The organism is Pseudomonas sp. S2_A02 (assembly GCF_054668495.1).
This window is the reverse complement of sequence record NZ_CP162776.1, coordinates 1,618,607-1,640,632: the sequence shown is the minus strand read 5'-3', so window position 1 is coordinate 1,640,632 and position 22,026 is coordinate 1,618,607. Positions and strand designations below refer to the sequence as shown.

Annotated in this window: 19 protein-coding genes and 2 pseudogenes; 8 read left to right on the top strand and 13 right to left on the bottom strand. The window is 59.1% G+C overall.

What is annotated here, in order from left to right; genetic code table 11:
• Nucleotides 1-28: 28 nt before the first annotated feature.
• Complete coding sequence (locus AB4O41_RS07435) at nucleotides 29-1,195, top strand: metallophosphoesterase family protein (protein WP_460146945.1); 1,167 nt, start codon at nucleotides 29-31, stop codon at nucleotides 1,193-1,195.
• Between the two features lie 117 nt (nucleotides 1,196-1,312).
• On the opposite strand, the gene ccoP (AB4O41_RS07430) is transcribed toward AB4O41_RS07435, so the two are convergent.
• The 8 genes from ccoP (AB4O41_RS07430) to ccoN (AB4O41_RS07395) form a co-directional block, all read right to left on the bottom strand.
• Nucleotides 1,313-2,296: a cytochrome-c oxidase, cbb3-type subunit III gene (gene ccoP / locus AB4O41_RS07430; RefSeq protein WP_460146943.1), complete on the bottom strand. Its 984-nt coding sequence runs from the start codon at nucleotides 2,294-2,296 to the stop codon at nucleotides 1,313-1,315.
• Entirely contained in the window at nucleotides 2,293-2,478 is a 186-nt protein-coding gene (locus AB4O41_RS07425) for a CcoQ/FixQ family Cbb3-type cytochrome c oxidase assembly chaperone (protein ID WP_003175465.1), read from the bottom strand. Before AB4O41_RS07425 ends, ccoP (AB4O41_RS07430) begins: the two co-directional genes overlap by 4 nt.
• 5 nt (nucleotides 2,479-2,483) lie before the next feature.
• Nucleotides 2,484-3,092: a cytochrome-c oxidase, cbb3-type subunit II gene (gene ccoO, locus AB4O41_RS07420; RefSeq protein ID WP_460146941.1), complete on the bottom strand. Its 609-nt coding sequence runs from the start codon at nucleotides 3,090-3,092 to the stop codon at nucleotides 2,484-2,486.
• Nucleotides 3,092-4,534: a cytochrome-c oxidase, cbb3-type subunit I gene (gene ccoN, locus AB4O41_RS07415; RefSeq protein ID WP_008157290.1), complete on the bottom strand. Its 1,443-nt coding sequence runs from the start codon at nucleotides 4,532-4,534 to the stop codon at nucleotides 3,092-3,094. Before ccoN (AB4O41_RS07415) ends, ccoO (AB4O41_RS07420) begins: the two co-directional genes overlap by 1 nt.
• Before the next feature lie 483 nt (nucleotides 4,535-5,017).
• Nucleotides 5,018-5,971: a cytochrome-c oxidase, cbb3-type subunit III gene (gene ccoP / locus AB4O41_RS07410; protein ID WP_460146938.1), complete on the bottom strand. Its 954-nt coding sequence runs from the start codon at nucleotides 5,969-5,971 to the stop codon at nucleotides 5,018-5,020.
• Nucleotides 5,968-6,171, bottom strand: coding sequence for a cbb3-type cytochrome oxidase subunit 3 (locus AB4O41_RS07405; RefSeq protein ID WP_123360719.1), 204 nt, complete (start codon nucleotides 6,169-6,171; stop codon nucleotides 5,968-5,970). Before AB4O41_RS07405 ends, ccoP (AB4O41_RS07410) begins: the two co-directional genes overlap by 4 nt.
• A gap of 21 nt (nucleotides 6,172-6,192) precedes the next feature.
• Nucleotides 6,193-6,801, bottom strand: a complete 609-nt coding sequence (ccoO, locus tag AB4O41_RS07400; RefSeq protein ID WP_460146936.1) for a cytochrome-c oxidase, cbb3-type subunit II — start codon at nucleotides 6,799-6,801, stop codon at nucleotides 6,193-6,195.
• A 10-nt stretch (nucleotides 6,802-6,811) separates the two neighbouring features.
• Nucleotides 6,812-8,236, bottom strand: coding sequence for a cytochrome-c oxidase, cbb3-type subunit I (gene ccoN, locus AB4O41_RS07395; RefSeq protein ID WP_460146934.1), 1,425 nt, complete (start codon nucleotides 8,234-8,236; stop codon nucleotides 6,812-6,814).
• A 109-nt stretch (nucleotides 8,237-8,345) separates the two neighbouring features.
• Here ccoN (AB4O41_RS07395) and AB4O41_RS07390 point away from each other — a divergent pair, with 109 nt between their 5' ends.
• Entirely contained in the window at nucleotides 8,346-9,026 is a 681-nt protein-coding gene (locus tag AB4O41_RS07390; protein ID WP_460146932.1) for an alpha/beta family hydrolase, read from the top strand.
• Nucleotides 9,027-9,155: 129 nt separating this feature from the next.
• Here AB4O41_RS07390 and AB4O41_RS07385 read toward each other — a convergent pair whose 3' ends face one another.
• The 3 genes from AB4O41_RS07385 to acnA form a co-directional block, all read right to left on the bottom strand.
• Entirely contained in the window at nucleotides 9,156-10,721 is a 1,566-nt protein-coding gene (locus AB4O41_RS07385; RefSeq protein WP_460146930.1) for a methyl-accepting chemotaxis protein, read from the bottom strand.
• Nucleotides 10,722-10,825: 104 nt separating this feature from the next.
• Nucleotides 10,826-11,617: a CPBP family intramembrane glutamic endopeptidase gene (locus AB4O41_RS07380; protein ID WP_460146928.1), complete on the bottom strand. Its 792-nt coding sequence runs from the start codon at nucleotides 11,615-11,617 to the stop codon at nucleotides 10,826-10,828.
• Nucleotides 11,618-11,844: 227 nt separating this feature from the next.
• Nucleotides 11,845-14,586, bottom strand: a complete 2,742-nt coding sequence (gene acnA, locus AB4O41_RS07375; RefSeq protein WP_460146926.1) for an aconitate hydratase AcnA — start codon at nucleotides 14,584-14,586, stop codon at nucleotides 11,845-11,847.
• A 222-nt stretch (nucleotides 14,587-14,808) separates the two neighbouring features.
• On the opposite strand from acnA, the gene rlmM reads away from it, so the two are divergent.
• Complete coding sequence (rlmM, locus tag AB4O41_RS07370; protein WP_008072978.1) at nucleotides 14,809-15,882, top strand: 23S rRNA (cytidine(2498)-2'-O)-methyltransferase RlmM; 1,074 nt, start codon at nucleotides 14,809-14,811, stop codon at nucleotides 15,880-15,882.
• 158 nt (nucleotides 15,883-16,040) lie between these two features.
• Nucleotides 16,041-16,292, top strand: coding sequence for a sulfurtransferase TusA (tusA, locus tag AB4O41_RS07365; protein WP_007907805.1), 252 nt, complete (start codon nucleotides 16,041-16,043; stop codon nucleotides 16,290-16,292).
• On the opposite strand, the gene AB4O41_RS07360 is transcribed toward tusA, so the two are convergent.
• Nucleotides 16,289-17,698 (bottom strand): MATE family efflux transporter, encoded by a 1,410-nt coding sequence (locus AB4O41_RS07360; protein WP_460146924.1) that lies wholly within the window; start codon nucleotides 17,696-17,698, stop codon nucleotides 16,289-16,291. The two genes, tusA and AB4O41_RS07360, sit on opposite strands and share 4 nt — an antisense overlap.
• Before the next feature lie 24 nt (nucleotides 17,699-17,722).
• Between AB4O41_RS07360 and AB4O41_RS07355 the strand changes: the two are divergent.
• Together AB4O41_RS07355 and AB4O41_RS07350 are read left to right on the top strand one after the other, a co-directional pair.
• Nucleotides 17,723-18,612, top strand: a pseudogene (locus AB4O41_RS07355) (NAD(P)-dependent oxidoreductase); the annotation flags it as partial.
• Entirely contained in the window at nucleotides 18,592-19,050 is a 459-nt protein-coding gene (locus AB4O41_RS07350) for a DUF3410 domain-containing protein (RefSeq protein WP_460148315.1), read from the top strand. The pseudogene AB4O41_RS07355 and the gene AB4O41_RS07350, both read left to right, overlap by 21 nt.
• A gap of 187 nt (nucleotides 19,051-19,237) precedes the next feature.
• Here the strand turns inward: AB4O41_RS07350 and AB4O41_RS07345 are convergent, their stop codons facing one another.
• Nucleotides 19,238-19,417: a PA1571 family protein gene (locus tag AB4O41_RS07345; protein WP_007907798.1), complete on the bottom strand. Its 180-nt coding sequence runs from the start codon at nucleotides 19,415-19,417 to the stop codon at nucleotides 19,238-19,240.
• Nucleotides 19,418-19,676: 259 nt separating this feature from the next.
• Here AB4O41_RS07345 and AB4O41_RS07340 point away from each other — a divergent pair, with 259 nt between their 5' ends.
• Nucleotides 19,677-21,464 carry an ABC transporter transmembrane domain-containing protein gene (locus tag AB4O41_RS07340; protein WP_460146921.1) on the top strand — a complete coding sequence of 596 codons (1,788 nt, stop codon included), beginning with the start codon at nucleotides 19,677-19,679 and terminating at the stop codon, nucleotides 21,462-21,464.
• 111 nt (nucleotides 21,465-21,575) lie between these two features.
• Nucleotides 21,576-22,001: pseudogene (locus tag AB4O41_RS07335) on the top strand (Fic family protein); the annotation flags it as partial.
• Between the last annotated feature and the right edge of the window lie 25 nt (nucleotides 22,002-22,026).

Genomic DNA, 22,026 nt, shown 5'->3' with positions numbered 1-22,026 from the left:
ACCCAGATCAATTGACTATAGCTGCTTCATGGCGCTGGCCTTGGCCGGTTACGGTGGAAAATGGGAGGTCGACATATCTGTTAGTAATCCCAAAGGTCACACTAATTGTCTTGTTGTTCGTATTGCCCTAAGTTTGGCGGCGCAGCATATAACGCCTGTGTATTTAAATAACTATCGTGTCATGAAAAGGATTTCTATGAACTTAACCTTTAGTTTCCCGCGATGGCTGGGACTGTTTTTAATATTGACCGGGTTTCCGGCATGGGCCGTTGGAGAATTGCCCGAGCACTTGATCTTCGCCTCTGATTCGCAATATCCGTGGAGTGATCTGACTGATGCCGATATCCGTGACCCAAATGTCGAAAAGCGTTCGGCCGAGCTGATTGACGCGCAATATTCCAGTATGGCCAGTTTTCGCAAACTCAATGGCGGCGCGGCTCGCGTACCCGTCATGATCAACGGAGACATCACGTCGTTCGGGCATGGTGGCGAACGTTCGTTCATGCGTGCCGTGTTCGAGGACAAGCTGGAGTACGCGTATGACTACGGCCTGGGTAATCATGATTATGCCAATAACGTAGATGATTGTTTTCTCAATAACTGTGCGGCTGGAAGTGTTGATGATTTAAAAAGCCGTTATTGGGGTAAAGTTGATTCTATGGACTTGGCGGCTCGAGCTTCGGGGCTAGGTACAACCTATTACGGCAGCCTCGCCTATTCAAAAACCTTCGGTGATGTACACATGGTTCAGTTGCACAAGGAGCCGACTTATACCGTTACCTTCACTTCAGGGATCGTTAAGACAACCATCTATGAAATCACCGATGCGCTTGACTGGCTGGAGAAAGATCTGGCTCGGGCACGGGCTGACGGAAAGATCATTATCTTGAACATGCACAAGGTCTATGACTGGAGAAAGGCTAGCGCGGCCCAGATCAAGCGCTTCAGGGAGATGATCAACACCTACAAGGTTACCGCGGTGTTCGGTGGTCATGACCACTGGGGCGTCGGATGGTATGGCCTTGGGGAAGAGATTTTTGGCGAGGTGCCGGTTTTCCTGAGCGGATCGTCTTCGCAACAAACGTATCTGATCGCCAGTTTTATCGAGGACAGGCGGAGCATTGAGGTCAGCGTCGTCAACGGCAACAACTGGTCCACTCGTCGAATAGCAGCCGAAGCGCGAGTGCGCAAGTAATAGGAGCCGACCCGTGCCTCGCGTCATCTGCATAACCACTGCTTAAGCCGAGGACGAATAAAAAGGCCCCGCCAACTTTCATTGGCGGGGCCTATATGCATCGGTCAGGCGTGGATCTTACTGGGCGTCTTCCGCCGGAGCTTTCTCACCATGAGACAGGCTGTAGACGTAAGCGGCCAGCAGGTGAACCTTGTCATTGCCTTGCAGCTGTTCTTGCGCAGGCATCTGGCCCTGACGGCCGTAACGGATGGTCTGCTGCAGTTGAGCGAAGCTCGAACCGTAGATGAACGCCGCCGGGTGGGTCAGGTTGGGTGCCCCCATCGCTGGGGTGCCTTTGCCTTCCGGACCATGGCACGCCACGCAGTTGGCGGCGAACAGTTTCTGGCCGGCAACCGGGTCAGCCTTGGTGCCTTCCGGCAGCTTGCGGCCATCGAGGTTGGTCAGCACGAACGCGGCAACGTCAGCAACGCCTTGTTCGCCGATCACTGCAGCCCAGGCCGGCATCACGGCGTGACGACCGCCCATGATGGTGGTCTTGATGGTTTCTGCCTCGCCACCCCAGCGCCAGTCGGCGTCGGTCAGGTTAGGGAAACCGTAGGCGCCTTTGGCGTCGGAACCGTGGCAGACCGAGCAGTTGGAGGCGAACAGGCGGCCACCCATCTTCAGGGCTTGCGGGTCTTTGGCGACTTCTTCGATCGGCATGGAAGCGAACTTGGCGAAGATCGGGCCGAATTTGGCGTCCGACCTGAGCATTTCCTTTTCCCACTCGTGAACGCCGGTCCAGCCAGTCTGGCCGTTGGCGAACGCGGTCTGCTTGTCGTTATCGAGGTAGTTGTAACCCGGCAACAGGCCTTTCCAGTTACCCAGGCCCGGGTACAGAACCAGATAGCCGAGGGCGAAGATGATGGTGCCCACGAACAGCATGAACCACCATTTCGGCAGCGGGTTGTCATACTCCTCGATCCCGTCGAAGGAGTGACCGACCGTTTCATCGGTGGATTCGCTGCGCTGGCCCTTGCGGGTGGACAGCAGCAGCCAGGTCAGGGCGAAGATGGTGCCGAGACTGAGGACTGTGACGTACAGACTCCAGAACGTAGTCATTCTTTGTTACTCCTAGAAGCTTGCTCGACGTGCTTGATGGCTTCGGGATCATCCGCGAAAGGCAGCAAGGTCGCGTCTTCAAACTCCGACTTGCGCTTGGGGCTGAACACCCACAACGCCAGACCGATGAAGGCCACCATCACAACAACGGTGCCCAGGCCACGAATCATCCCGATATCCATCTAAATCACCGTTTGCTTTTGATGATGGTGCCCAGGCCTTGCAGATAGGCCACCAGCGCGTCCATTTCGGTTTTGCCCTTCACGGCATCCTTGGCACTGGCGATGTCTTCGTCGGTGTAAGGGGTGCCGAGCGTGCGCAAGACTTCCATTTTCTTGGCGGTGTCTTTGCCGTCGAGCTTGTTTTCCACGAGGAACGGATAAGCCGGCATTTTCGACTCAGGCACTACGTTGCGCGGGTTGTACAAGTGCGCACGCTGCCAGTCATCGGAGTAACGACCGCCGACACGGGCCAGGTCCGGACCAGTACGCTTGGAACCCCACAGGAACGGGTGGTCCCAAACGCTTTCACCGGCGACCGAGTAGTGGCCGTAGCGTTCGGTTTCAGCACGGAACGGGCGGATCATCTGCGAGTGGCAGCCGACACAACCGTTGGCGATGTACACGTCGCGGCCTTCCAGCTCAAGGGCGGTGCGAGGCTTCATGCCCTCGACCGGCTTGTTGGTGACGTCCTGGAAAAACAGCGGAACGATTTGAGTCAGGCCGCCGATGCTGACGGCGATAACCATGAAGAAGGCCAGCAGGCCAATATTCTTCTCGACTGCTTCATGCTTCATCAGTGAGCTCCAACTACAGCAATCTGTTCAGCAGCTTTGGCTTCAGCCGGGTTCGAGGCACGTACGGTACGCCATACGTTGTAGGCCATGAACAGCATGCCGCTGGCGAAGAACGCACCGCCCAGGGCGCGAACGATGAAACCAGGGTGGCTGGCTTGCAGCGCTTCGACGAACGAGTAGGTGAGGGTGCCGTCATCGTTGATTGCACGCCACATCAGGCCTTGGGTGATGCCGTTGACCCACATCGACGCGATGTACAGAACGGTACCGATGGTCGCGAGCCAGAAGTGAGTGTTGATCAGGCCGATGCTGTGCATCTGCACACGACCGAACAATTTCGGGATCATGTGGTAGATCGCGCCGATCGAAATCATCGCTACCCAGCCAAGAGCGCCGGCGTGTACGTGGCCGATGGTCCAGTCGGTGTAGTGCGACAGCGAGTTGACGGTCTTGATGGCCATCATCGGGCCTTCGAAGGTCGACATGCCGTAGAACGCCAGCGATACCACGAGGAAACGCAGGATCGGGTCGGTGCGCAGTTTATGCCAGGCGCCCGACAGGGTCATCATGCCGTTGATCATGCCGCCCCAGCTCGGAGCCAGCAGGATGATCGACATCGCCATGCCCAGGGACTGAGCCCAGTCCGGCAGTGCGGTGTAGTGCAGGTGGTGCGGACCGGCCCAGATGTACAGGGTGATCAGCGCCCAGAAGTGCACGATCGACAGACGATAGGAGTAGATCGGACGCTCGGCCTGCTTCGGAACGAAGTAGTACATCATCCCCAGGAAGCCAGTGGTCAGGAAGAAGCCCACGGCGTTGTGGCCGTACCACCACTGGATCATTGCGTCAGTCGCACCGGCATAGGCCGAGTAGGACTTGAAGAAACTGACTGGCAGGGAGGCGTGGTTGACGATGTGCAGCATCGCCGTCACGACGATGAAGGCACCGTAGAACCAGTTACCGACATAGATGTGCTTGGTCTTGCGCTTGGTGATGGTGCCGAAGAACACCAGACCGTAAGTAACCCAGACGATGGCCAGCAGAATAGCCAGGGGCCATTCCAGTTCCGCGTATTCCTTGGTGGTGGTGTAACCCAGCGGCAAGGTCACGATCGCGCCGACGATCACCGCTTGCCAACCCCAGAAGGTGAAGGCCGCAAGGCTGTCGGAAATCAGTCGCGTTTGGCAGGTTCGCTGCACGACGTAATAGGAAGTGGCAAACAACGCACAACCACCGAAGGCGAAAATCACCAGGTTGGTGTGCAGCGGGCGTAAGCGTCCAAAAGTCGTCCACGGCAGACCGAAGTTCAATTCCGGCCATACGAGCTGTGAGGCGATGAAGACACCAAGCCCCATGCCAAGGATCCCCCAGACCACCGTCATGATGGCGAACTGGCGGACTACCTTATAGTTATAAGCAGTCGGACTGATTGCTGTGCTCATTCTAAGGTTCCACGGTTTGGGTGTTTTATTAGGAGTAAAAATCGGCCGCAAGTATGGAGAAAGCGGGGGGTCATTGCAACGCGCCATGACGTGGGTCAATGCTTTCAAAAGCTGATTCTGCGGCCTTTCCATGCGCCGCGTAAGGACAAAATTGCCCCCGGCCAAAATGTCGCAACGGATGAAAATGGTGAGGGGGTCAGGTCGGATGTAACGGGGTGTGTTCAAACACAACGATCGGGCGATCAATGGCAATTGGCATGGCAGCCGGTATCTACCAGCCTTTGCGGCCTGTCATCGAGCAGAGTCGTCGAACACATCGGGTTGGGTCGACCTGGAACCGGCGCTGACCAGTCCGCATCGCAGGCAAGCTTAGACCCGAATCCGACGAACCGAAAGGAAGACCAAGGGAGGGTGCGACAATGCGTCGCAAAGGGGCAGGGAACTGCCGCATCCGAGTGAATGCGGCAGCAGAGCGGACGAGATTTATTTGCTTTTGCCTTCAGCCTGTAAACGCTCGGTGTTCAGCCCCTGAGACAGGCTGTACACGTAAGCGGCCAGCAATTGCACCTTGTCGTTGCCGAGCAGTTCGTTCTGCGCCGGCATATGGCCTTGGCGGCCATGACGAATGGTCTGTTGCAGCTGCGCCAGGCTTGTACCGTAGATAAATCCGGCCGGTTGCGTCAGATTCGGCGCTCCCATGGCTTGAGTGCCTTGGCCGTTTGCCCCATGACAGGCTACGCAGGTGGTGCTGAACGCTTGCTGTCCAGCGTGCAGATCAGCTGTGCTGCCTTCCGGCAAGGGCAGGCCGGCCAGTTCATGACGCACATAAGCGGCGACGTTTTTCACGCCAGCGTCGCCGAGTATTTCACCCCAGGCCGGCATCGCGGCCATGCGACCACCCATGATTGTCGTTTTGATCATGTCGGCATCTCCGCCCCAGCGCCAATTGCTGTCGGCCAGGTTCGGGAAACCAAACGCGCCCTTGGCATCCGAGCCGTGGCACACCGAGCAATTGGACGCAAACAGGCGACCGCCCATTTTCAGTGCTAGCGGGTCCTTGGCCACTTCTTCGATGGGCATGGCGGAAAATTTGGCGAAGATCGGCCCGAACTTCGCATCAGCCTTGTTCATCTCCTTTTCCCATTCGTGGACGCCGGTCCAGCCGTTTTCATAACCGGGCAATATGCCTTTCCAGTTACCCAGCCCCGGGTAAAGGATCAGGTAGCCGACGGCAAACACCAACGTGCCGGCGAACAGCATGAACCACCACTGCGGCAGCGGGTTGTCGTACTCCTCGATGCCGTCGAAGCTGTGGCCCATGGTCTGGTCGGTGCTGCCCTTGGTTTCCCCTCGGCGGGTACCGATCAGCAACCAGGTCAGGCCGATCAGGCTGCCGATGGTCAGTACGCAGATCCACGTACTCCAGAAGGTGGTCATGGCCGGGTACTCCTCGTGGCGGATTCTTGTTGGGTGCTGTTTTCGGATTGCGGCTCGTCGGCGAACGGCAGCAGGCGCGCTTCGGCGAACTCCGGATTACGCTTGCTGTTGAACACCCACAGCGTCAGGCCGACGAAGGCCACGAACACCACGACCGTGCCCAGGCCGCGGATCATTCCACTGCTCATTTCGCTGACTATTTCAAAGGGCATGGACATGGCTCACCTCTTGCTCTTGATGGCAGTGCCGAGCACTTGCAGGTAGGCGACCAGCGCGTCCATTTCGGTTTTGCCCTGGAGCGAAGCCGTTGCACCGGCGATGTCTTCGTCGGTGTACGGCACGCCGAGGGTGCGCATGGCGCGGATCTTGGTTTCGGTATGGCTGCTGTCGACCTGATTGGCGACCAGCCATGGGTAGGCCGGCATCTTCGATTCCGGCACTACGTTGCGCGGGTTGTACAAGTGCGCGCGGTGCCAGTCTTCGGAGTAGCGACCGCCGACGCGCGCCAGGTCCGGCCCGGTGCGTTTGGAGCCCCACAGAAACGGGTGATCCCAGACACTTTCACCAGCCACCGAGTAGTGGCCATAGCGCTCGGTCTCGGCGCGGAACGGGCGGATCATCTGCGAATGGCAACCGACGCAGCCTTCGCGGATGTAAATGTCGCGACCTTCCAGTTGCAACGCGGTGTAGGGCTTCATGCCTTCGACCGGTTTATTGGTCACGTCCTGAAAGAACAGCGGGACGATCTGGGTCAGGCCGCCGATGCTCACGGCGAGCACCATCAGCAACATCAGCAGGCCGACGTTTTTCTCGATTGTTTCGTGTTTCATGGCGGACTCCTCAGGCTATCTGCGCTGCAGCGGCGGCTTCGGCAGGCTGCGAGGCCCGCACGGTGCGCCAGGTGTTGTAAGCCATCAGGAACATGCCACTGAGGAAGATCGCACCGCCCACCAGTCGCACGACGAAGCCTGGGTGGCTGGCCACCAGGGTTTCGACGAAGGAATAGGTCAGCGTGCCGTCCTCGTTGACAGCGCGCCACATCAGGCCCTGGGCGATGCCGTTGACCCACATGGACGCGATGTACAGCACGGTGCCGATGGTCGCGAGCCAGAAGTGCGCGTTGATCAGGCCGATGCTATGCATCTGTGTGCGGCCGAAGATTTTCGGAATCATGTGGTACAGCGCACCGATGGAGATCATCGCCACCCAGCCAAGTGCGCCGGCGTGAACGTGGCCGATGGTCCAGTCGGTGTAGTGGGAGAGGGCGTTGACCGTTTTGATCGCCATCATCGGCCCTTCGAAGGTCGACATGCCGTAGAACGCCAGCGACACCACGAGGAAGCGCAGGATCGGGTCGCTGCGCAACTTATGCCACGCGCCCGAGAGCGTCATCATGCCGTTGATCATCCCGCCCCAGCTTGGCGCCAACAGGATCAGTGACATCACCATGCCCAACGACTGCGCCCAGTCCGGCAGCGCGGTGTAGTGCAAGTGGTGCGGACCGGCCCAGATGTACAGGGTGATCAGCGCCCAGAAGTGCACGATCGACAAACGATAGGAATACACCGGACGCTCGGCCTGTTTCGGCACGAAGTAGTACATCATCCCGAGGAAACCGGCGGTGAGGAAAAAGCCTACGGCGTTGTGTCCATACCACCACTGCACCATGGCATCGGTCGCACCGGCGTACACCGAGTAGGACTTGGTTAAACTCACCGGCAGCTCAAGGTTGTTGACGATGTGCAGGATCGCTACGGTGATGATGAATCCACCAAAGAACCAGTTGCCGACATAGATGTGTTTGGTCTTGCGCTGCATGATCGTGCCGAAGAACACCACGGCGTAGGCCACCCAGACGATGGTGATCAGGATGTCGATCGGCCATTCCAGTTCGGCGTATTCCTTGGAGCTGGTGTAACCCAGTGGCAGGCTGATGGCCGCCAAGAGAATCACAAGCTGCCAGCCCCAGAAGCAGAACGCAGCGATTTTCGGTGCGAACAGGCGGGTCTGGCAGGTGCGTTGTACCGAGTAGAACGAACTGGCGAACAGGGCGCAGCCGCCGAAGGCGAAAATCACCGCGTTGGTATGCAGCGGGCGCAGACGGCCGAAGCTGGTCCACGGCAGGTTGAAGTTGAGTTCAGGCCAGACCAATTGGGCGGCGAGAAAAACCCCGAGCCCCATGCCGACGATGCCCCACACCACCGTCATAATGGCGAATTGGCGGACCACCTTGTAGTTGTAGGCGGTACTGATTGAAGTGTTCATGGTTCCCCATCCACGGTTCAGTCGAAGTGAGGGCCTGTCTTTGCGAGTAAGCCGCACGGCAGACGCTCCCTTCGCCTGGAGTTATAGGCAGACTAAAAGCGAGGCAAGCATGGACAAAGAGCACAAGGCCAGTATTGACGGGGATCAATGGGCGCAGTGCGTGCGGGATCATGGATGGTTGTGGAATGCCGCCTCGACGCCGGCCTCGGCAACGCTGATTCTCGCTCACGGCGCCGGTGCGCCGATGGACAGTGACTGGATGAGCGACATGGCTGCGCGCCTTGCTGCGCATGGGGTCAACGTGCTGCGTTTCGAGTTTCCGTACATGGCACAGCGGCGTATAGATGGCGGTAAACGTCCCCCGAACCCGGCGCCAAAATTGCAGGAATGCTGGCGTGAGGTGTATGCCGTGGTGCGACGCCATGTCGCTGGGCGCCTGGCCATTGGCGGCAAGTCCATGGGCGGGCGGATGGCGAGTTTGTTGGTTGATGAGTTGGGCGCGGATGCGCTGGTGTGTCTGGGGTATCCGTTTTATGCGGTGGGCAAACCGGAGAAGCCGCGGGTTGAACATTTGGCCGGGTTAAAGACGCGGACGTTGATTGTGCAGGGCGAGCGAGATGCGTTGGGTAATCGGGCGGCCGTCGAGGCTTACACGTTGTCACCGGGAATCGAGGTGTTCTGGCTGGCGGCGGCGGACCATGACTTGAAGCCGTTGAAGGCTTCGGGGTTTACCCATGAGCAGCATTTGGCGGCTGCGGTAAAGAAGGTGGCTGCATTTCTAGGCCAGTGATCGTTCCCACGCTCCGCGTGGGAATGCAGCCCGGGACGCTCCGCGTCCCAACAGCGGACGCAGAGCGTCCATTGAGGCATTCCCACGCGGAGCGTGGGAACGATCAGGCGATCAGGGGAAGCGCAACAATCAGCGGTTAAACCGCTCCACCAACGAATACTGGGTATTCGCCGTTTTGGTCAGTTCTTCACTCAACAGCGCCGAGTGCTGCGCCTGTTCCGAGGTCTGATCCGCCAGGTGCGAGATGTTGCTGATGTTGCGGCTGATTTCTTCGGCCACTGCACTTTGCTCTTCGGTGGCGGCAGCGATCTGCGTAGTCATGTCGGTAATGTTGGCCACCGCTTCGCTGATGCCTACCAGCGCCTGATCCGCTTCCAATACCCGCGCCACACCTTCTTCGGCCTGGCGATGGCCAGTCTCCATGGTTTGCACCGCAGTGCTGGCGGTTTGTTGCAGCTTGGCAATCAGGGCGTGGATCTGCCCGGTGGATTCGCTGGTGCGTTGCGCCAATTGACGCACTTCGTCGGCCACTACCGCAAAACCACGGCCCATCTCACCGGCACGAGCCGCTTCAATCGCGGCGTTCAAGGCCAGCAGGTTGGTCTGGTCGGCAATGCCTTTGATCACATCGACCACGCCGCCGATTTCGTCGCTGTCCTTGGCCAGTTGCGTGACCGTCAGGCCGGTTTCACCGACCACCACCGACAGACGCTGAATGGCTTCGCGGGTTTCCCCGGCGATGTCACGACCGCGACCGGTCAGGCGATTGGCTTCCTGAGTGGCGTCAGCGGTGCGCTGCACGTGGCTGGCGACTTCCTGAGTGGTGGCGGCCATCTGATTCACAGCGGTCGCCACTTGCTCGGTTTCGACGCGTTGACGTTCCAGGCCGGTGGAGCTGTTGTGGGCCAGGGTGTCGGACTGTTTCGCTTGTTCGGTCAGGTGTTCGGCGGTGTCCTGCAAACGGGTCAAGCAGGTTTTCAGGCGTGCTTCCTGACTGAGGATCGACATCTCCAGGCGTGCCTGGGCGCCACGACTGTCGGTGTACATCTGCGCGATCAGCGGGTCAGACGTGGTCTGTTCGGCCAGGCGCAGCAAACGCTTGATACCGCGCTGTTGCCAGCTTAAACCCATCAAGCCCAACGGCACCGAAAGGCCGGCGGCGAGGGCGAAGCCCCATTGGGACGTCAGGGTGGCGCCGATCATGAAGCTCAACTGGCTGACCAGAATGAACGGCAGCCAGTCTTGAAGCACCGGCAGCCATTTATCTGCAGCGGGAATCGCAGACTTGCCCTGATTGATACGTTGGTAAAGCGCTTCGGCGCGGCGGATCTGCTCGGCGGTGGGTTTTACCCGTACCGACTCGTAACCGATCACCTGATTACCGTCGAACACCGGTGTGACATAGGCGTTAACCCAGTAGTGGTCACCGGTCTTGCAGCGATTCTTGACAATGCCCATCCATGGCAAGCCTTGTTTCAATGTGCCCCACATGTGCGCGAACACCGCGGCCGGGACGTCAGGGTGACGGACCAGGTTATGCGGCGCACGGACCAGCTCTTCACGAGAGTACCCACTGATTTCGACGAAAGCGTCGTTGCAGTAGGTGATCACGCCCTTGGCATCGGTGGTGGAAATCAACCGTTGCTGAGCCGGGAAGGTCCGTTCGCGTTGTGTAATGGGCTGGTTGTTACGCATGGCTTTTTCAATCCGCAAGGCTTTGAGGGGGTATCGGCATCGTCAGGTATTTATTGAAGTGTTTTTTTCAATAATCAGAGATGCGTCGCGAAACGACCGTTGCGTCAGCCGGCGAGCATTGGATAGGTGAACAGCCCGAAATGCAGCAGATTCAAACAAAAGTGGGTGGCGATGGCCGCGCCCAGTCCGCCGAAACGGTAGGCCAGGCCATAACCGACCCCCGCTAGGCCCGCCAACAACACCCATTGCCAGCCAGCACCCAGATGAACCAGGCCGAACAGCATTGAGGCGAGCAACAAGGCAAGATTTTCGCCAAAGGGCAGGTGTTTGAACTGCCGGCTCAGGCCGCCCTGGATGTAGCCGCGAAACAACGCTTCTTCCACCAGGGTCACCAGCAACAGATTGTTCAGTCCCCACAACCAGGCTTGATCCGGCCACTTCGGCGCCCAACTGATCACGCCCAGTAACAGCGCGCCACCCAAGGCCAGCACGGCGCTTACGGTCAGGGCGAGGGCGGTGGCATAAACGGACAGCCGTAACGAGCGCCGGCCGACAATCCATGGACAAACCAGCAACAACCAGAAGCCAATCAGCGGTTTGTCCTGATTCAGGTACATGGCAAACGGCACGGCATCGTCGGTGAAACGCTGGGGGGCGATGACGCGACCGTTGAAGAAACCGGGAAGCCAGTGCATTGCCAGCGCAACCGCCAGAACGATGAACAAGCCGTGGCCGAGGACGCGACCGATGGGAACCTGCTGTTGGCGAACGGCGAAACCGGCGAACAGCAGCAATGCGAAAGAAATAGCGGCGAGCCAGCCGAGATGGCCGTAGATCAAAGCCAGGCCGTAGCCAATGGAGAGAAGTGCCAGATAAGTCCATGGCAGAGCGATCATGTTAAGTCCTTGTGTCTGGATTCTGCAGGTTGCCTCGGTCCATTGTGGGAGCGAGCCTGCTCGCGATGGGGTCATCACACTCACATCTGTGTTGCCTGACACTCCGTTTCGCGAGCAGGCTCGCTCCCACATTGGTTATGTGTCGTACGATTGGGCACGCGATTATAGAGACGCATACCGCGTAAACAAAAACACCGCCCGAAGGCGGTGTCGTTGTCAGCACGCTGTTACGAGGCAATCAATTGCCGCAACACGTAATGCAAAATCCCTCCGGCCTTGAAGTACTCCACTTCATTGAGGGTATCGATCCGGCACAACACCTCTATCTTTTCCTTGCTGCCGTCTTCGCGGGTGATGACCAGTGTCAGGTTCATGCGCGGAGTCAGTTCGACGCCCGTCAGGCCAAGGATGTCCAGGGTTTCCTTGCCGGTGAGGTTCAGGCTCTTGCGGTTCTGATCCAGTTTGAATTGCAGCGGCAATACACCCATGCCGACCAGGTTTGAACGGTGAATCCGCTCGAAGCTCTCGGCGATGACCGCTTTGACCCCCAGCAGATTGGTGCCCTTGGCCGCCCAGTCGCGGCTCGAACCGGTGCCATATTCTTGCCCGGCGATTACCACCAGCGGCGTACCCGACGCCTGGTAACGCATGGCCGCGTCGTAGATCGGCAGTTTCTCCCCGGTCGGAATATAAATCGTGTTGCCGCCTTCTTCGCCGCCGAGCATCTCGTTGCGAATCCGGATGTTGGCGAAGGTGCCGCGCATCATCACTTGATGGTTGCCGCGACGTGAGCCGTAGGAGTTGAAGTCCCGCGGTTCCACCCCTTGCTCGCGCAGGTAATGGCCGGCAGGGCTGTCAGCCTTGATGTTGCCGGCCGGGGAGATGTGGTCAGTGGTCACCGAATCACCCAGTAGCGCCAGGACTTTCGCCCCTTCGACGTCTTTGACCACCGGCGCAGGGCCGCCGATGTCATCGAAGAATGGCGGATGCTGGATATACGTCGAATCGTTGTTCCAGACATACGTCGCCGCCTGCGGCACTTCGATCGCCTGCCACTGCTCGTCGCCGGCAAACACTTCGGCGTACTCCTTGTGGAACATCGCAGTGTTCACCTGAGTCACCGCGTCGGCGATTTCTTGAGTGCTCGGCCAAATGTCTCGCAGATAAACCGGCTGGCCGTCCTTGTCGTGACCCAATGACTCGCTGCTGATATCGATGCGCACGGTGCCGGCCAACGCATAGGCGACGACCAGAGGCGGGGAGGCCAGCCAGTTGGTTTTTACCAGCGGATGCACGCGACCTTCGAAGTTGCGGTTGCCCGAGAGCACCGAGGCGACGGTCAGGTCGGCTTTCTGAATGGCTTTTTCGATTGGCTCCGGCAACGGTCCGGAGTTGCCGATGCAAGTAGTGCAGCCATAACCGACCAGCGCAAAACCGAGCTGATCAAGGTATTGGGTCAGGCCCGCGGCCTTGTAGTAGTCGGTGACCACTTTCGAACCGGGAGCCAGTGAACTCTTGACCCACGGTTTGCGCTTCAGGCCTTTCTCCACTGCTTTCTTTGCCACCAGCCCGGCCGCCATCATCACGCTGGGGTTGGAGGTGTTGGTGCAAGAGGTGATCGCGGCGATCACCACTGCGCCGTTTTTCAGCCGATACGTACGGCCTTCGTGATCGTAATCCGTTTCGCCGACCAGATCGGCGTTACCTACCGCGACGCCACCGCCACCCTCACTTTCGAGGCGACCTTCTTCCTTGCTGGAGGGTTTGAATTGCAGGCCGAGGAAGTCAGTGAACGCTTGCGCGACATTCGGCAGCGAGACGCGGTCCTGTGGGCGTTTCGGTCCGGCGAGGCTGGCCTCGACGCTGCCCATGTCCAAAGCCAGGCTGTCGGTGAACGCCGGCTCTTTGCCGGGCAGGCGCCACAGACCCTGGATCTTGCTGTAGGCCTCCACCAGTTTCACGGTTTCCGGTGTGCGGCCAGACAAGCGCAAGTACTCCAGTGTCACCTCGTCCACCGGGAAAAAGCCGCAGGTGGCGCCATATTCCGGGGCCATGTTGGCGATGGTTGCTCGGTCGGCCAGCGGCAGGTCGGCGAGGCCGTCGCCGTAGAACTCGACGAATTTGCCGACCACCCCTTTCTTGCGCAGCATCTGGGTCACCGTCAGCACCAGGTCGGTGGCGGTGATGCCTTCTCTGAGCTTGCCGGTGAGTTTGAAACCGATCACTTCGGGAATCAGCATCGACACCGGTTGGCCGAGCATCGCCGCTTCCGCTTCGATCCCGCCCACGCCCCAGCCAAGTACGCCGAGGCCGTTGATCATAGTGGTGTGGGAGTCAGTGCCAACCAAGGTGTCCGGGAAGGCATAGGTGCGCCCGTCCTCGTCCTTGGTCCAGACCGTGCGGCCCAGGTACTCGAGGTTGACCTGGTGGCAGATGCCGGTGCCCGGTGGCACCACGCAGAAATTGTCGAAGGCGCTCTGGCCCCAGCGCAGGAAGGCGTAACGTTCGTGGTTGCGCTGCATTTCGATGTCGACGTTCTGTTCGAAGGCGTTTGAACTGGCGTACTTGTCGACCATCACCGAGTGGTCGATCACCAGGTCCACCGGCGACAGCGGATTGATTCGCTGCGGGTCTCCACCGGCCTTGGCCATGGCGGCGCGCATGGCGGCCAGGTCGACCACAGCGGGAACGCCGGTAAAGTCCTGCATTAATACCCGCGCGGGCCGGTACTGGATTTCGCGATCGGAGCGACGCTCCTTGAGCCAGGCGGCAATCGCCTTGAGGTCGGCGCCGGTAACGGTTTTCTCGTCCTCCCAGCGCAGCAGGTTTTCCAACAGCACTTTCAACGACATCGGCAGCTTGTCGAGATCGCCCAGGCTTTTGGCGGCTTCGGGCAGGCTGAAATAGTGATAGGTCTTGTCGTCGACTTGTAAGGTTTTAAGGGTTTTCAGGCTATCGAGGGACGGCATTGAAATGACTCCTTTAAATCCGCACGGCTACGGATTGAGGGAACGAACTGAGGCTTAAACCTAGTCCTGTTTGATGCTTAAGGCTAATTACTGGACCCTAAGGACAAGTCCAAGGTTCCGATCTCGGCTATCATGCGCCGGTTTTCGTGACAGGCTTTGCTTCAACGCAAGTCTGGGCATCGCGCAGTGGCTGAATTCTTCGCCAACTGCCCAGGAGTAAGAATGAACACCCTCTTTATGCATTGCCGGCCGGGCTTCGAAAGCGAAGTCTGTTCCGAGATTTCCGAACATGCCGCGCGGCTGAACGTGGCCGGTTATGCCAAGGCCAAAACCGCCAGCGCCTGCGCCGAATTTATTTGCACCGAAGAAGACGGCGCCGAGCGCCTGATGCGTGGCCAGCGTTTCGCTGACCTGATCTTCCCGCGTCAGTGGGCCCGTGGGATCTTCATCGATCTGCCGGAAACCGACCGTATCAGCGTGATCCTGGCGCATATGGCGGACTTCCCGCTGTGCGGCAGCTTGTGGCTGGAAATGGTCGACACCAACGATGGCAAAGAGCTGTCGAACTTCTGCAAGAAATTCGAAGGCCACTTGCGCAAGGCGCTGATGGCGGCCGGCAAACTGGTGGAAGACGCCCACAAGCCGCGGCTGCTGCTGACCTTCAAGAGTGGTCGCGAAGTGTTCATGGGCCTGGCGGAATCGAACAATTCGGCGATGTGGCCGATGGGCATTCCACGCCTGAAATTCCCGCGTGAAGCGCCGAGCCGTTCGACGCTGAAACTGGAAGAGGCGTGGCACCATTTCATCCCCCGCGACCAGTGGGACGAGCGCCTGCACAGCGACATGACCGGTGTCGACCTCGGCGCCGCACCCGGCGGCTGGACCTGGCAACTGGTCAACCGCGGCATGCTGGTGACCGCCATCGACAACGGCCCGATGGCCGAAAGCCTGATGGACACCGGTCTGGTACAGCACTTGATGGCCGACGGTTTCACCTTCAAGCCCAAGCAACCGGTGGATTGGATGGTTTGTGACATCGTCGAGAAACCGGCGCGCAACGCGGCGATGCTGGAAGAATGGATTGGCGAGGGGCATTGCCGGGAAGCGGTGGTCAACCTGAAACTGCCGATGAAACAGCGTTATGCCGAAGTGAAGCGCTTGCTGGAGCGCATTGCCGACGGGTTCAAGGCACGGGGCATTCGGGTGGAGATCGGCTGCAAGCAGCTGTATCACGACCGTGAAGAAGTGACCTGCCACCTTCGCCGGCTCGATGTAAAGAAACCGAAATCCCGCTGATTCACACGGACCCTGTGGGAGCGGGCTTGCCCGCGAAAGCGGTGGGTCAGTCGACATCAATGTTGAATGTCAGTCCGCATTCGCGAGCAAGCCCGCTCCCACAGGTGACCGAACACCCGGCAATGCGCGACAATGCCGGCAAGTTTCAGGAGTAAATCATGAGTGAAATGATCGATACGCCGGTAGACGGCACCCTCGACGCCACCGGCCTCAATTGCCCGGAACCGGTGATGATGCTGCACCAGCACATCCGTGACCTGGTGCCTGGCGGCCTGCTGAAGGTGATCGCCACCGACCCGTCGACCCGTCGCGACATCCCCAAGTTTTGCGTGTTTCTCGACCACGAACTGGTCGCGCAGCATGAAGAGGCAGGCACCTACCTCTATTGGATCCGCAAGAAACTCGCTTAACCCGACGAACGACTGATGCGGATCCGCTTGCGTGCACTGCGCGTCAGGCGGATCGACAGCATCAGTGCCGCGCAACTCAAGCCCACGATCAAACCCTGCCACAGCCCGCTCGGGCCGCTCGGCGCACCGAGCCAGTCGGTCAGACCGAGGGCGTAACCCACCGGTAAACCAATCCCCCAGTACGCAAACAATGTCAGGATCATCGTCACTCGCGTGTCCTGATAGCCGCGCAGTGCGCCAGCCGCCGTCACCTGGATCGCATCGGAAAACTGGAACAGCGCCGAATACACGATCAGCATCGCGGCCACCTGAATCACCGTCGGGTCGGCGGTGTAAATCGCAGCGATGGGTTCACGCAGCAATAGCATCATGCTCGCCGACAGGCACGCATACGCCAGGGCGGTGCCCATGCCGACGCCGGCGGCGAAGCGGGCTTCGCGGGGTTCCTCTCGGCCGAGTGCCTGGCCGACACGCACGGTCACCGCCATGCCGAGGGAGTAGGGGATCATGAACACCAGGGAGCTGAAGTTAAGCGCGATCTGGTGTCCGGCGACCACGGTGGCGCCGAGGCTGCCGATCAACAGGGCGATCACGGCGAAGATGCTCGACTCGGCGAACACCGCGATACCGATCGGCAGGCCGATGCCCAGCAAACGCTTGACCACTGACCACTGTGGCCAGTCGAAACGGCTGAACAACTCACTCGACTGATAGGCCGGCGCCCAGCGTTCCCAGCCGGCCATGCCCAACGCCATCACCCACATCACGATTGCCGTGGCCCAGCCGCAGCCGACGCCACCCATGGCTGGCACACCAAAGTGGCCATAGATGAAGATGTAATTGAGCGGAATATTCAGCGCCAGCCCGCACAGGCCAAGGACCATGGCCGGGCGGGTACGACCCAGGCCATCACTGAAGCAGCGCAGCACGTGATAGAACGCGACGGCAGGCAGGCCGCTGGCGATGCCGTGCAGATATTGCATGCACGGGCCGATCAATTCGGGATCGACCTTCATGATGTGCAGGATCGGTTCGGCACTGAACAGCATGCCGGTCGCCATCAAACCCACCACCAGCGCCAGCCATAACGCCTGACGTACGATTGGGCCAATCTCGCTGTGCGTGCCGGCACCGAAGCGCTGGGCGACTTTCGGAGTGGTGGCCAGCAACGTGCCGGTCATCAGCAGAAAAACCGGCACCCAGATCGAGTTACCCAGCGCGACGGCCGCCAGATCTCGAGGCCCGACACGACCGGCCATCACCGCATCGACGAAGCCCATGGCGGTGGTCGCCAGTTGCGCGACCATGATCGGCAACGCCAGGCCGAGCAGGTTTTTCAGCTCCAGGCGAACCCGGGCCGGGCGATTGAGGGAAATAGCGGAGGGGCGGTCAGTCACGGAATTCAAGGCGAAACGTCCAAAAGAGTTTTGATGCGCAGGCGGCGCATTCTACGCCTTGACGCAGTGGTCAGGAAAAATCCTGTGTTGCGGATTTGTAAATGGTTTTCGGACGTTGCGACATTCCCTGTGGGACCCTTCACATTTAAGGTGAACAATGCCTGCTGGCCCATCACGGTCATCTCCGCCTACACTGCCGATCCGCCAAAGGAGCCTGCCATGCTGATTGTTGCCGACGAAAATATCCCGCTGCTCGATGCCTTCTTCGCAGGTTTCGGTGAAATCCGCCGGGTACCTGGACGTGCCATCGACCGTGCCACTGTCGAGCAGGCCGATATACTGCTGGTGCGCTCGGTGACCAACGTCAACCGCGCATTGCTCGAAGGCAGCAAGGTGCGCTTTGTCGGCACCTGCACCATCGGCACTGATCATCTGGATCTGGATTACTTTCAACAGGCCGGCATCACCTGGTCCAGCGCGCCAGGCTGCAATGCCCGGGGTGTGGTCGATTATGTGCTGGGCAGCCTGTTGACCCTGGCCGAAATCGAAGGTGCGGACCTGACTCAACGCACCTACGGCGTGGTCGGCGCCGGTGAAGTGGGCGGGCGGCTGGTCAAGGTTCTGCAAGGTCTGGGCTGGAACGTACTGGTCTGCGATCCCCACGGCAAGCCGCTGAAGGGGGTGATTACGTCAGCCTCGAGCAGATCATCGAGCAATGCGACGTCATCAGTCTGCACACTCCGCTGGACAAGCAAGGCCCTCAGTCGACCTGGCATCTGTTGGATAAAAACCGTTTGAACCAACTTAAGCCGGGCACCTGGCTGATCAACGCCAGTCGTGGCCCGGTGATCGACAACGCCGCTCTGCGCCAGGTGCTGTTGCAACGTGAAGATCTGCAAGCGGTGCTGGATGTCTGGGAGGGTGAGCCTCAGGTCGAAGTGGCATTGGCCGAATTGTGTGTACTGGCGACGCCGCACATTGCCGGTTACAGCCTCGACGGCAGGCAGCGCGGGACGGAGCAGATCTATCAGGCATTGTGCGATTTCCTTGGGCAACCGGAACAAGTCCATCTGAGCGACTTGCTGCCAGCGCCATGGCTGTCGACAGTGACGTTGAGCGCCAACTGCGATCCGGCATGGGCACTGGCGATGTTGTGCCGTGGCGTGTACGACCCGCGCCGTGACGACGCGGATTTCCGTCGCAGCCTTGTAGGCAATGTGAGCGAGCAGCGCGCGGCGTTCGATGCGCTGCGCAAGCATTACCCGCTGCGGCGTGAGATCGATGGGTTGAAGGTGCGGATCGAGGGGGATTCGCCGGCGTTGCAGCGGATCGTGGCGGCACTTGGTGCTGCGGTCCTTTAAGACACCGAGTTGGCCCTTTCGCGAGCAAGCCCGCTCCCACATTGATCTTCAGTGAACACAGGTGTTGTGTACGACAGAGATCAAATGTGGGAGCGGGCTTGCTCGCGAATGGCAGCATCGCAATTCTTTGATAAGCACCCATAAAAAACCCGGCTAAAAGAGCCGGGTCAAGAAGACGGTGGCTATATCACTCTTGTTCGGCAGGCTTGACCAATCGCTTTTCCAGTTCGCGGCAAGCGTCCTGGATCATGTTTTCAGTGATCGGTACTTCGTGCCCATCCTTATCAATAATCGAGCAACCCAGAGACTGGTCTGGCTGCGTGCGGATCACTGGAATCTTGTCATCGCTGCTGTTTTGCAAGGACATGGCCTGTCTCCTCATCAGGTTGTGTGCTTTTACTGTAGAACCGCCAGGTGACCGGGCTGTGACAACTCCCTGCGATCTTCAGGTCGGCACCTTCAGTCCATCAGAAATACCCTGGCGTTTCCACCCGGACTTTAGACCAATAATCTCTAGCCACTAGTCTTGGCGGTCATAATTAACCTGACTCATTATGATTTACAGCGGTCAATCCCGTTGACGGTGTAGGCTTGGTCGAGTCAAAGCCCATTGGTTGCACCCTCGGATGATCTTCATGCTCTCTTCTCGTCACCGCCGCGCTATTCGTCTGGCCAGCCGTTTCCTTGCGCCTTATCGCTGGCCGGCCTTCGGCGCCTTGTTGGCGTTGATCGTCACTGCCGGCATCACCTTGTCCATGGGGCAAGGGATTCGCCTGTTGGTGGATCAGGGTTTCATGACCCAATCGCCGCATTTGCTCAATCGATCCATCGGCGTGTTCATGCTGCTGGTGGCCGGTCTGGCGATTGGTACCTTTGCACGGTTTTACCTGGTGTCGTGGATCGGCGAGCGCGTTGTCGCCGACATCCGCCGTCGGGTGTTCAACCATTTGGTCTACCTGCATCCGGGTTTTTATGAAGACAACCGCAGCTCCGAGATCCAGTCACGGTTGACCGCCGACACCACGCTGTTGCAATCGGTAATCGGCTCTTCGCTGTCACTGTTCCTGCGTAATGGGTTGATGGTGATCGGTGGGATTGTCTTGCTGTTTATCACCAACCCCAAACTCACCAGCATCGTGGTAGTCGCGTTGCCGCTGGTGGTCGCGCCGATCCTGATTTTTGGTCGCCGGGTACGCACCCTGTCGCGTCTGAGCCAAGACCGGATTGCCGATATCGGCAGTTATGTCTCCGAAACCCTGAGTCAAATCAAAACCGTGCAGGCCTACAACCATCAGGTTCAGGACGAACAGCGTTTTGCCACGACTGTGGAAGAGGCTTTCAATACTGCCCGCAAGCGCATCTTTCAGCGGGCCTGGTTGATTACCCTGGTGATCCTTCTGGTGTTGGGCGCGGTCGGGGTGATGCTCTGGGTCGGTGGCATGGATGTCATCGCCGGGCGAATTTCTGCAGGTGAGTTGGCAGCGTTTGTCTTTTACAGCCTGATCGTCGGCGGTGCCTTCGGCACGTTGAGTGAAGTGATCGGCGAACTGCAGCGTGCAGCAGGGGCGGCGGAACGAATTGCGGAGTTATTACGTTCGGAAAACATCATCCAGCCACCAACCCAAGGCCTGGTGACGTTGCCGGAGCGGGTGAAGGGCGATCTGGTGCTGCAAGATGTGCGCTTTTCCTACCCGTCGCGTCCGCAAAGCTATGCCGTCGATGGTCTGAATCTGACGATCAACGCTGGCGAAACCCTCGCATTGGTCGGGCCGTCCGGTGCCGGCAAGTCGACCGTGTATGACCTGCTGTTGCGCTTTTACGACCCCATCGAAGGACGCATCCTGCTGGACGGCGTGCCGCTGACCCAACTCGACCCTCTGGACCTGCGTCGCTGCTTCGCCCTCGTCTCGCAAACCCCGGCGCTGTTCTACGGCAGTATCGAAGAGAACATTCGCTACGGCCAACCGTCGGCGACCTTGGCCCAGGTCCAGGAAGCCGCGAAAATCGCCTATGCCCACGACTTCATCGAGCAAATGCCCAACGGCTACCAGACACACCTCGGCGACGCTGGTCTCGGTTTGTCCGGCGGGCAACGCCAGCGCCTGGCCATCGCCCGGGCGCTGCTGGTGGACGCGCCGATCCTGCTGCTGGACGAAGCCACCAGCGCCCTCGACGCCCAAAGCGAGCACCTGATCCAGCAAGCCCTGCCCAGCCTGATGAAAAATCGCACCACACTGGTCATCGCCCACCGATTGGCCACAGTGAAAAACGCCGACAGGATCGCGGTGATGGACCAAGGGAAACTGGTGGCGGTGGGGACGCATCAGGAGTTGATTGCGAGTAATGCGCTGTATGCACGGCTGGCAGCGTTGCAGTTCAATGACGGCAAAGTCGAAACCGATCTGCGAGTGTAGGCACTGCCGGTTCGGGACGATCATCAAAGATCGAAAATGGCCGCGAGGTTTAAATAAATGTGGCCGCGTTCGGGCACTATGTCGGCCTCAGTTGCGAGCCTGGATGAGGATATGAGCCGTTATCAACCACCGTTGACCCTGACCACAAGAATATTGGCGTTGATCGCTGAGATCAGTGAACAGATTGGTCAGCTTTCGGCGATGGATGATCGTCGGCAGACGCCTCAACTGCGCCGTAGCAATCGAATTCGTACGATTCAGGCTTCTTTGGCGATCGAGAACAACACCCTGAGCATTGAACAGGTGACTGCCGTTCTGGCAGGGCAGCGAGTGCTTGGCTTGCCACGAGAAATCCAGGAAGTCCGTAACGCCTTTACAGCCTATGAATCCATGCCGCAGTGGCAGTCGAGCAGCCGGTCTGACCTGCTCCGGGCGCATGAGTTGCTGATGCGGGGATTGATTGATGACTATGGGCAGCTTCGTCGAGCTGGGGTGGGCATCTACCGTGGCGAGAAATTGGTTCATATGGCGCCGCCTAACTATCCAAACCGGCGTTAGCCGC

Bases quoted from the DNA above. Each gene is read 5' to 3' on its own strand.
- ccoP (WP_460146943.1), bottom strand. From the start codon at position 2,296: ATGACTACGTTCTGGAGTCTGTACGTCACAGTCCTCAGTCTCGGCACC.
- AB4O41_RS07380 (WP_460146928.1), bottom strand. From the start codon at position 11,617: ATGATCGCTCTGCCATGGACTTATCTGGCACTTCTCTCCATTGGCTAC.
- AB4O41_RS07390 (WP_460146932.1), top strand. From the start codon at position 8,346: ATGGACAAAGAGCACAAGGCCAGTATTGACGGGGATCAATGGGCGCAG.
- AB4O41_RS07385 (WP_460146930.1), bottom strand. From the start codon at position 10,721: ATGCGTAACAACCAGCCCATTACACAACGCGAACGGACCTTCCCGGCT.
- ccoO (WP_460146936.1), bottom strand. From the start codon at position 6,801: ATGAAACACGAAACAATCGAGAAAAACGTCGGCCTGCTGATGTTGCTG.
- AB4O41_RS07345 (WP_007907798.1), bottom strand. From the start codon at position 19,417: ATGTCCTTGCAAAACAGCAGCGATGACAAGATTCCAGTGATCCGCACG.
- AB4O41_RS07425 (WP_003175465.1), bottom strand. From the start codon at position 2,478: ATGGATATCGGGATGATTCGTGGCCTGGGCACCGTTGTTGTGATGGTG.
- AB4O41_RS07340 (WP_460146921.1), top strand. From the start codon at position 19,677: ATGATCTTCATGCTCTCTTCTCGTCACCGCCGCGCTATTCGTCTGGCC.
- tusA (WP_007907805.1), top strand. From the start codon at position 16,041: ATGAGTGAAATGATCGATACGCCGGTAGACGGCACCCTCGACGCCACC.
- rlmM (WP_008072978.1), top strand. From the start codon at position 14,809: ATGAACACCCTCTTTATGCATTGCCGGCCGGGCTTCGAAAGCGAAGTC.
- AB4O41_RS07435 (WP_460146945.1), top strand. From the start codon at position 29: ATGGCGCTGGCCTTGGCCGGTTACGGTGGAAAATGGGAGGTCGACATA.
- ccoO (WP_460146941.1), bottom strand. From the start codon at position 3,092: ATGAAGCATGAAGCAGTCGAGAAGAATATTGGCCTGCTGGCCTTCTTC.
- ccoN (WP_460146934.1), bottom strand. From the start codon at position 8,236: ATGAACACTTCAATCAGTACCGCCTACAACTACAAGGTGGTCCGCCAA.
- ccoP (WP_460146938.1), bottom strand. From the start codon at position 5,971: ATGACCACCTTCTGGAGTACGTGGATCTGCGTACTGACCATCGGCAGC.
- acnA (WP_460146926.1), bottom strand. From the start codon at position 14,586: ATGCCGTCCCTCGATAGCCTGAAAACCCTTAAAACCTTACAAGTCGAC.
- ccoN (WP_008157290.1), bottom strand. From the start codon at position 4,534: ATGAGCACAGCAATCAGTCCGACTGCTTATAACTATAAGGTAGTCCGC.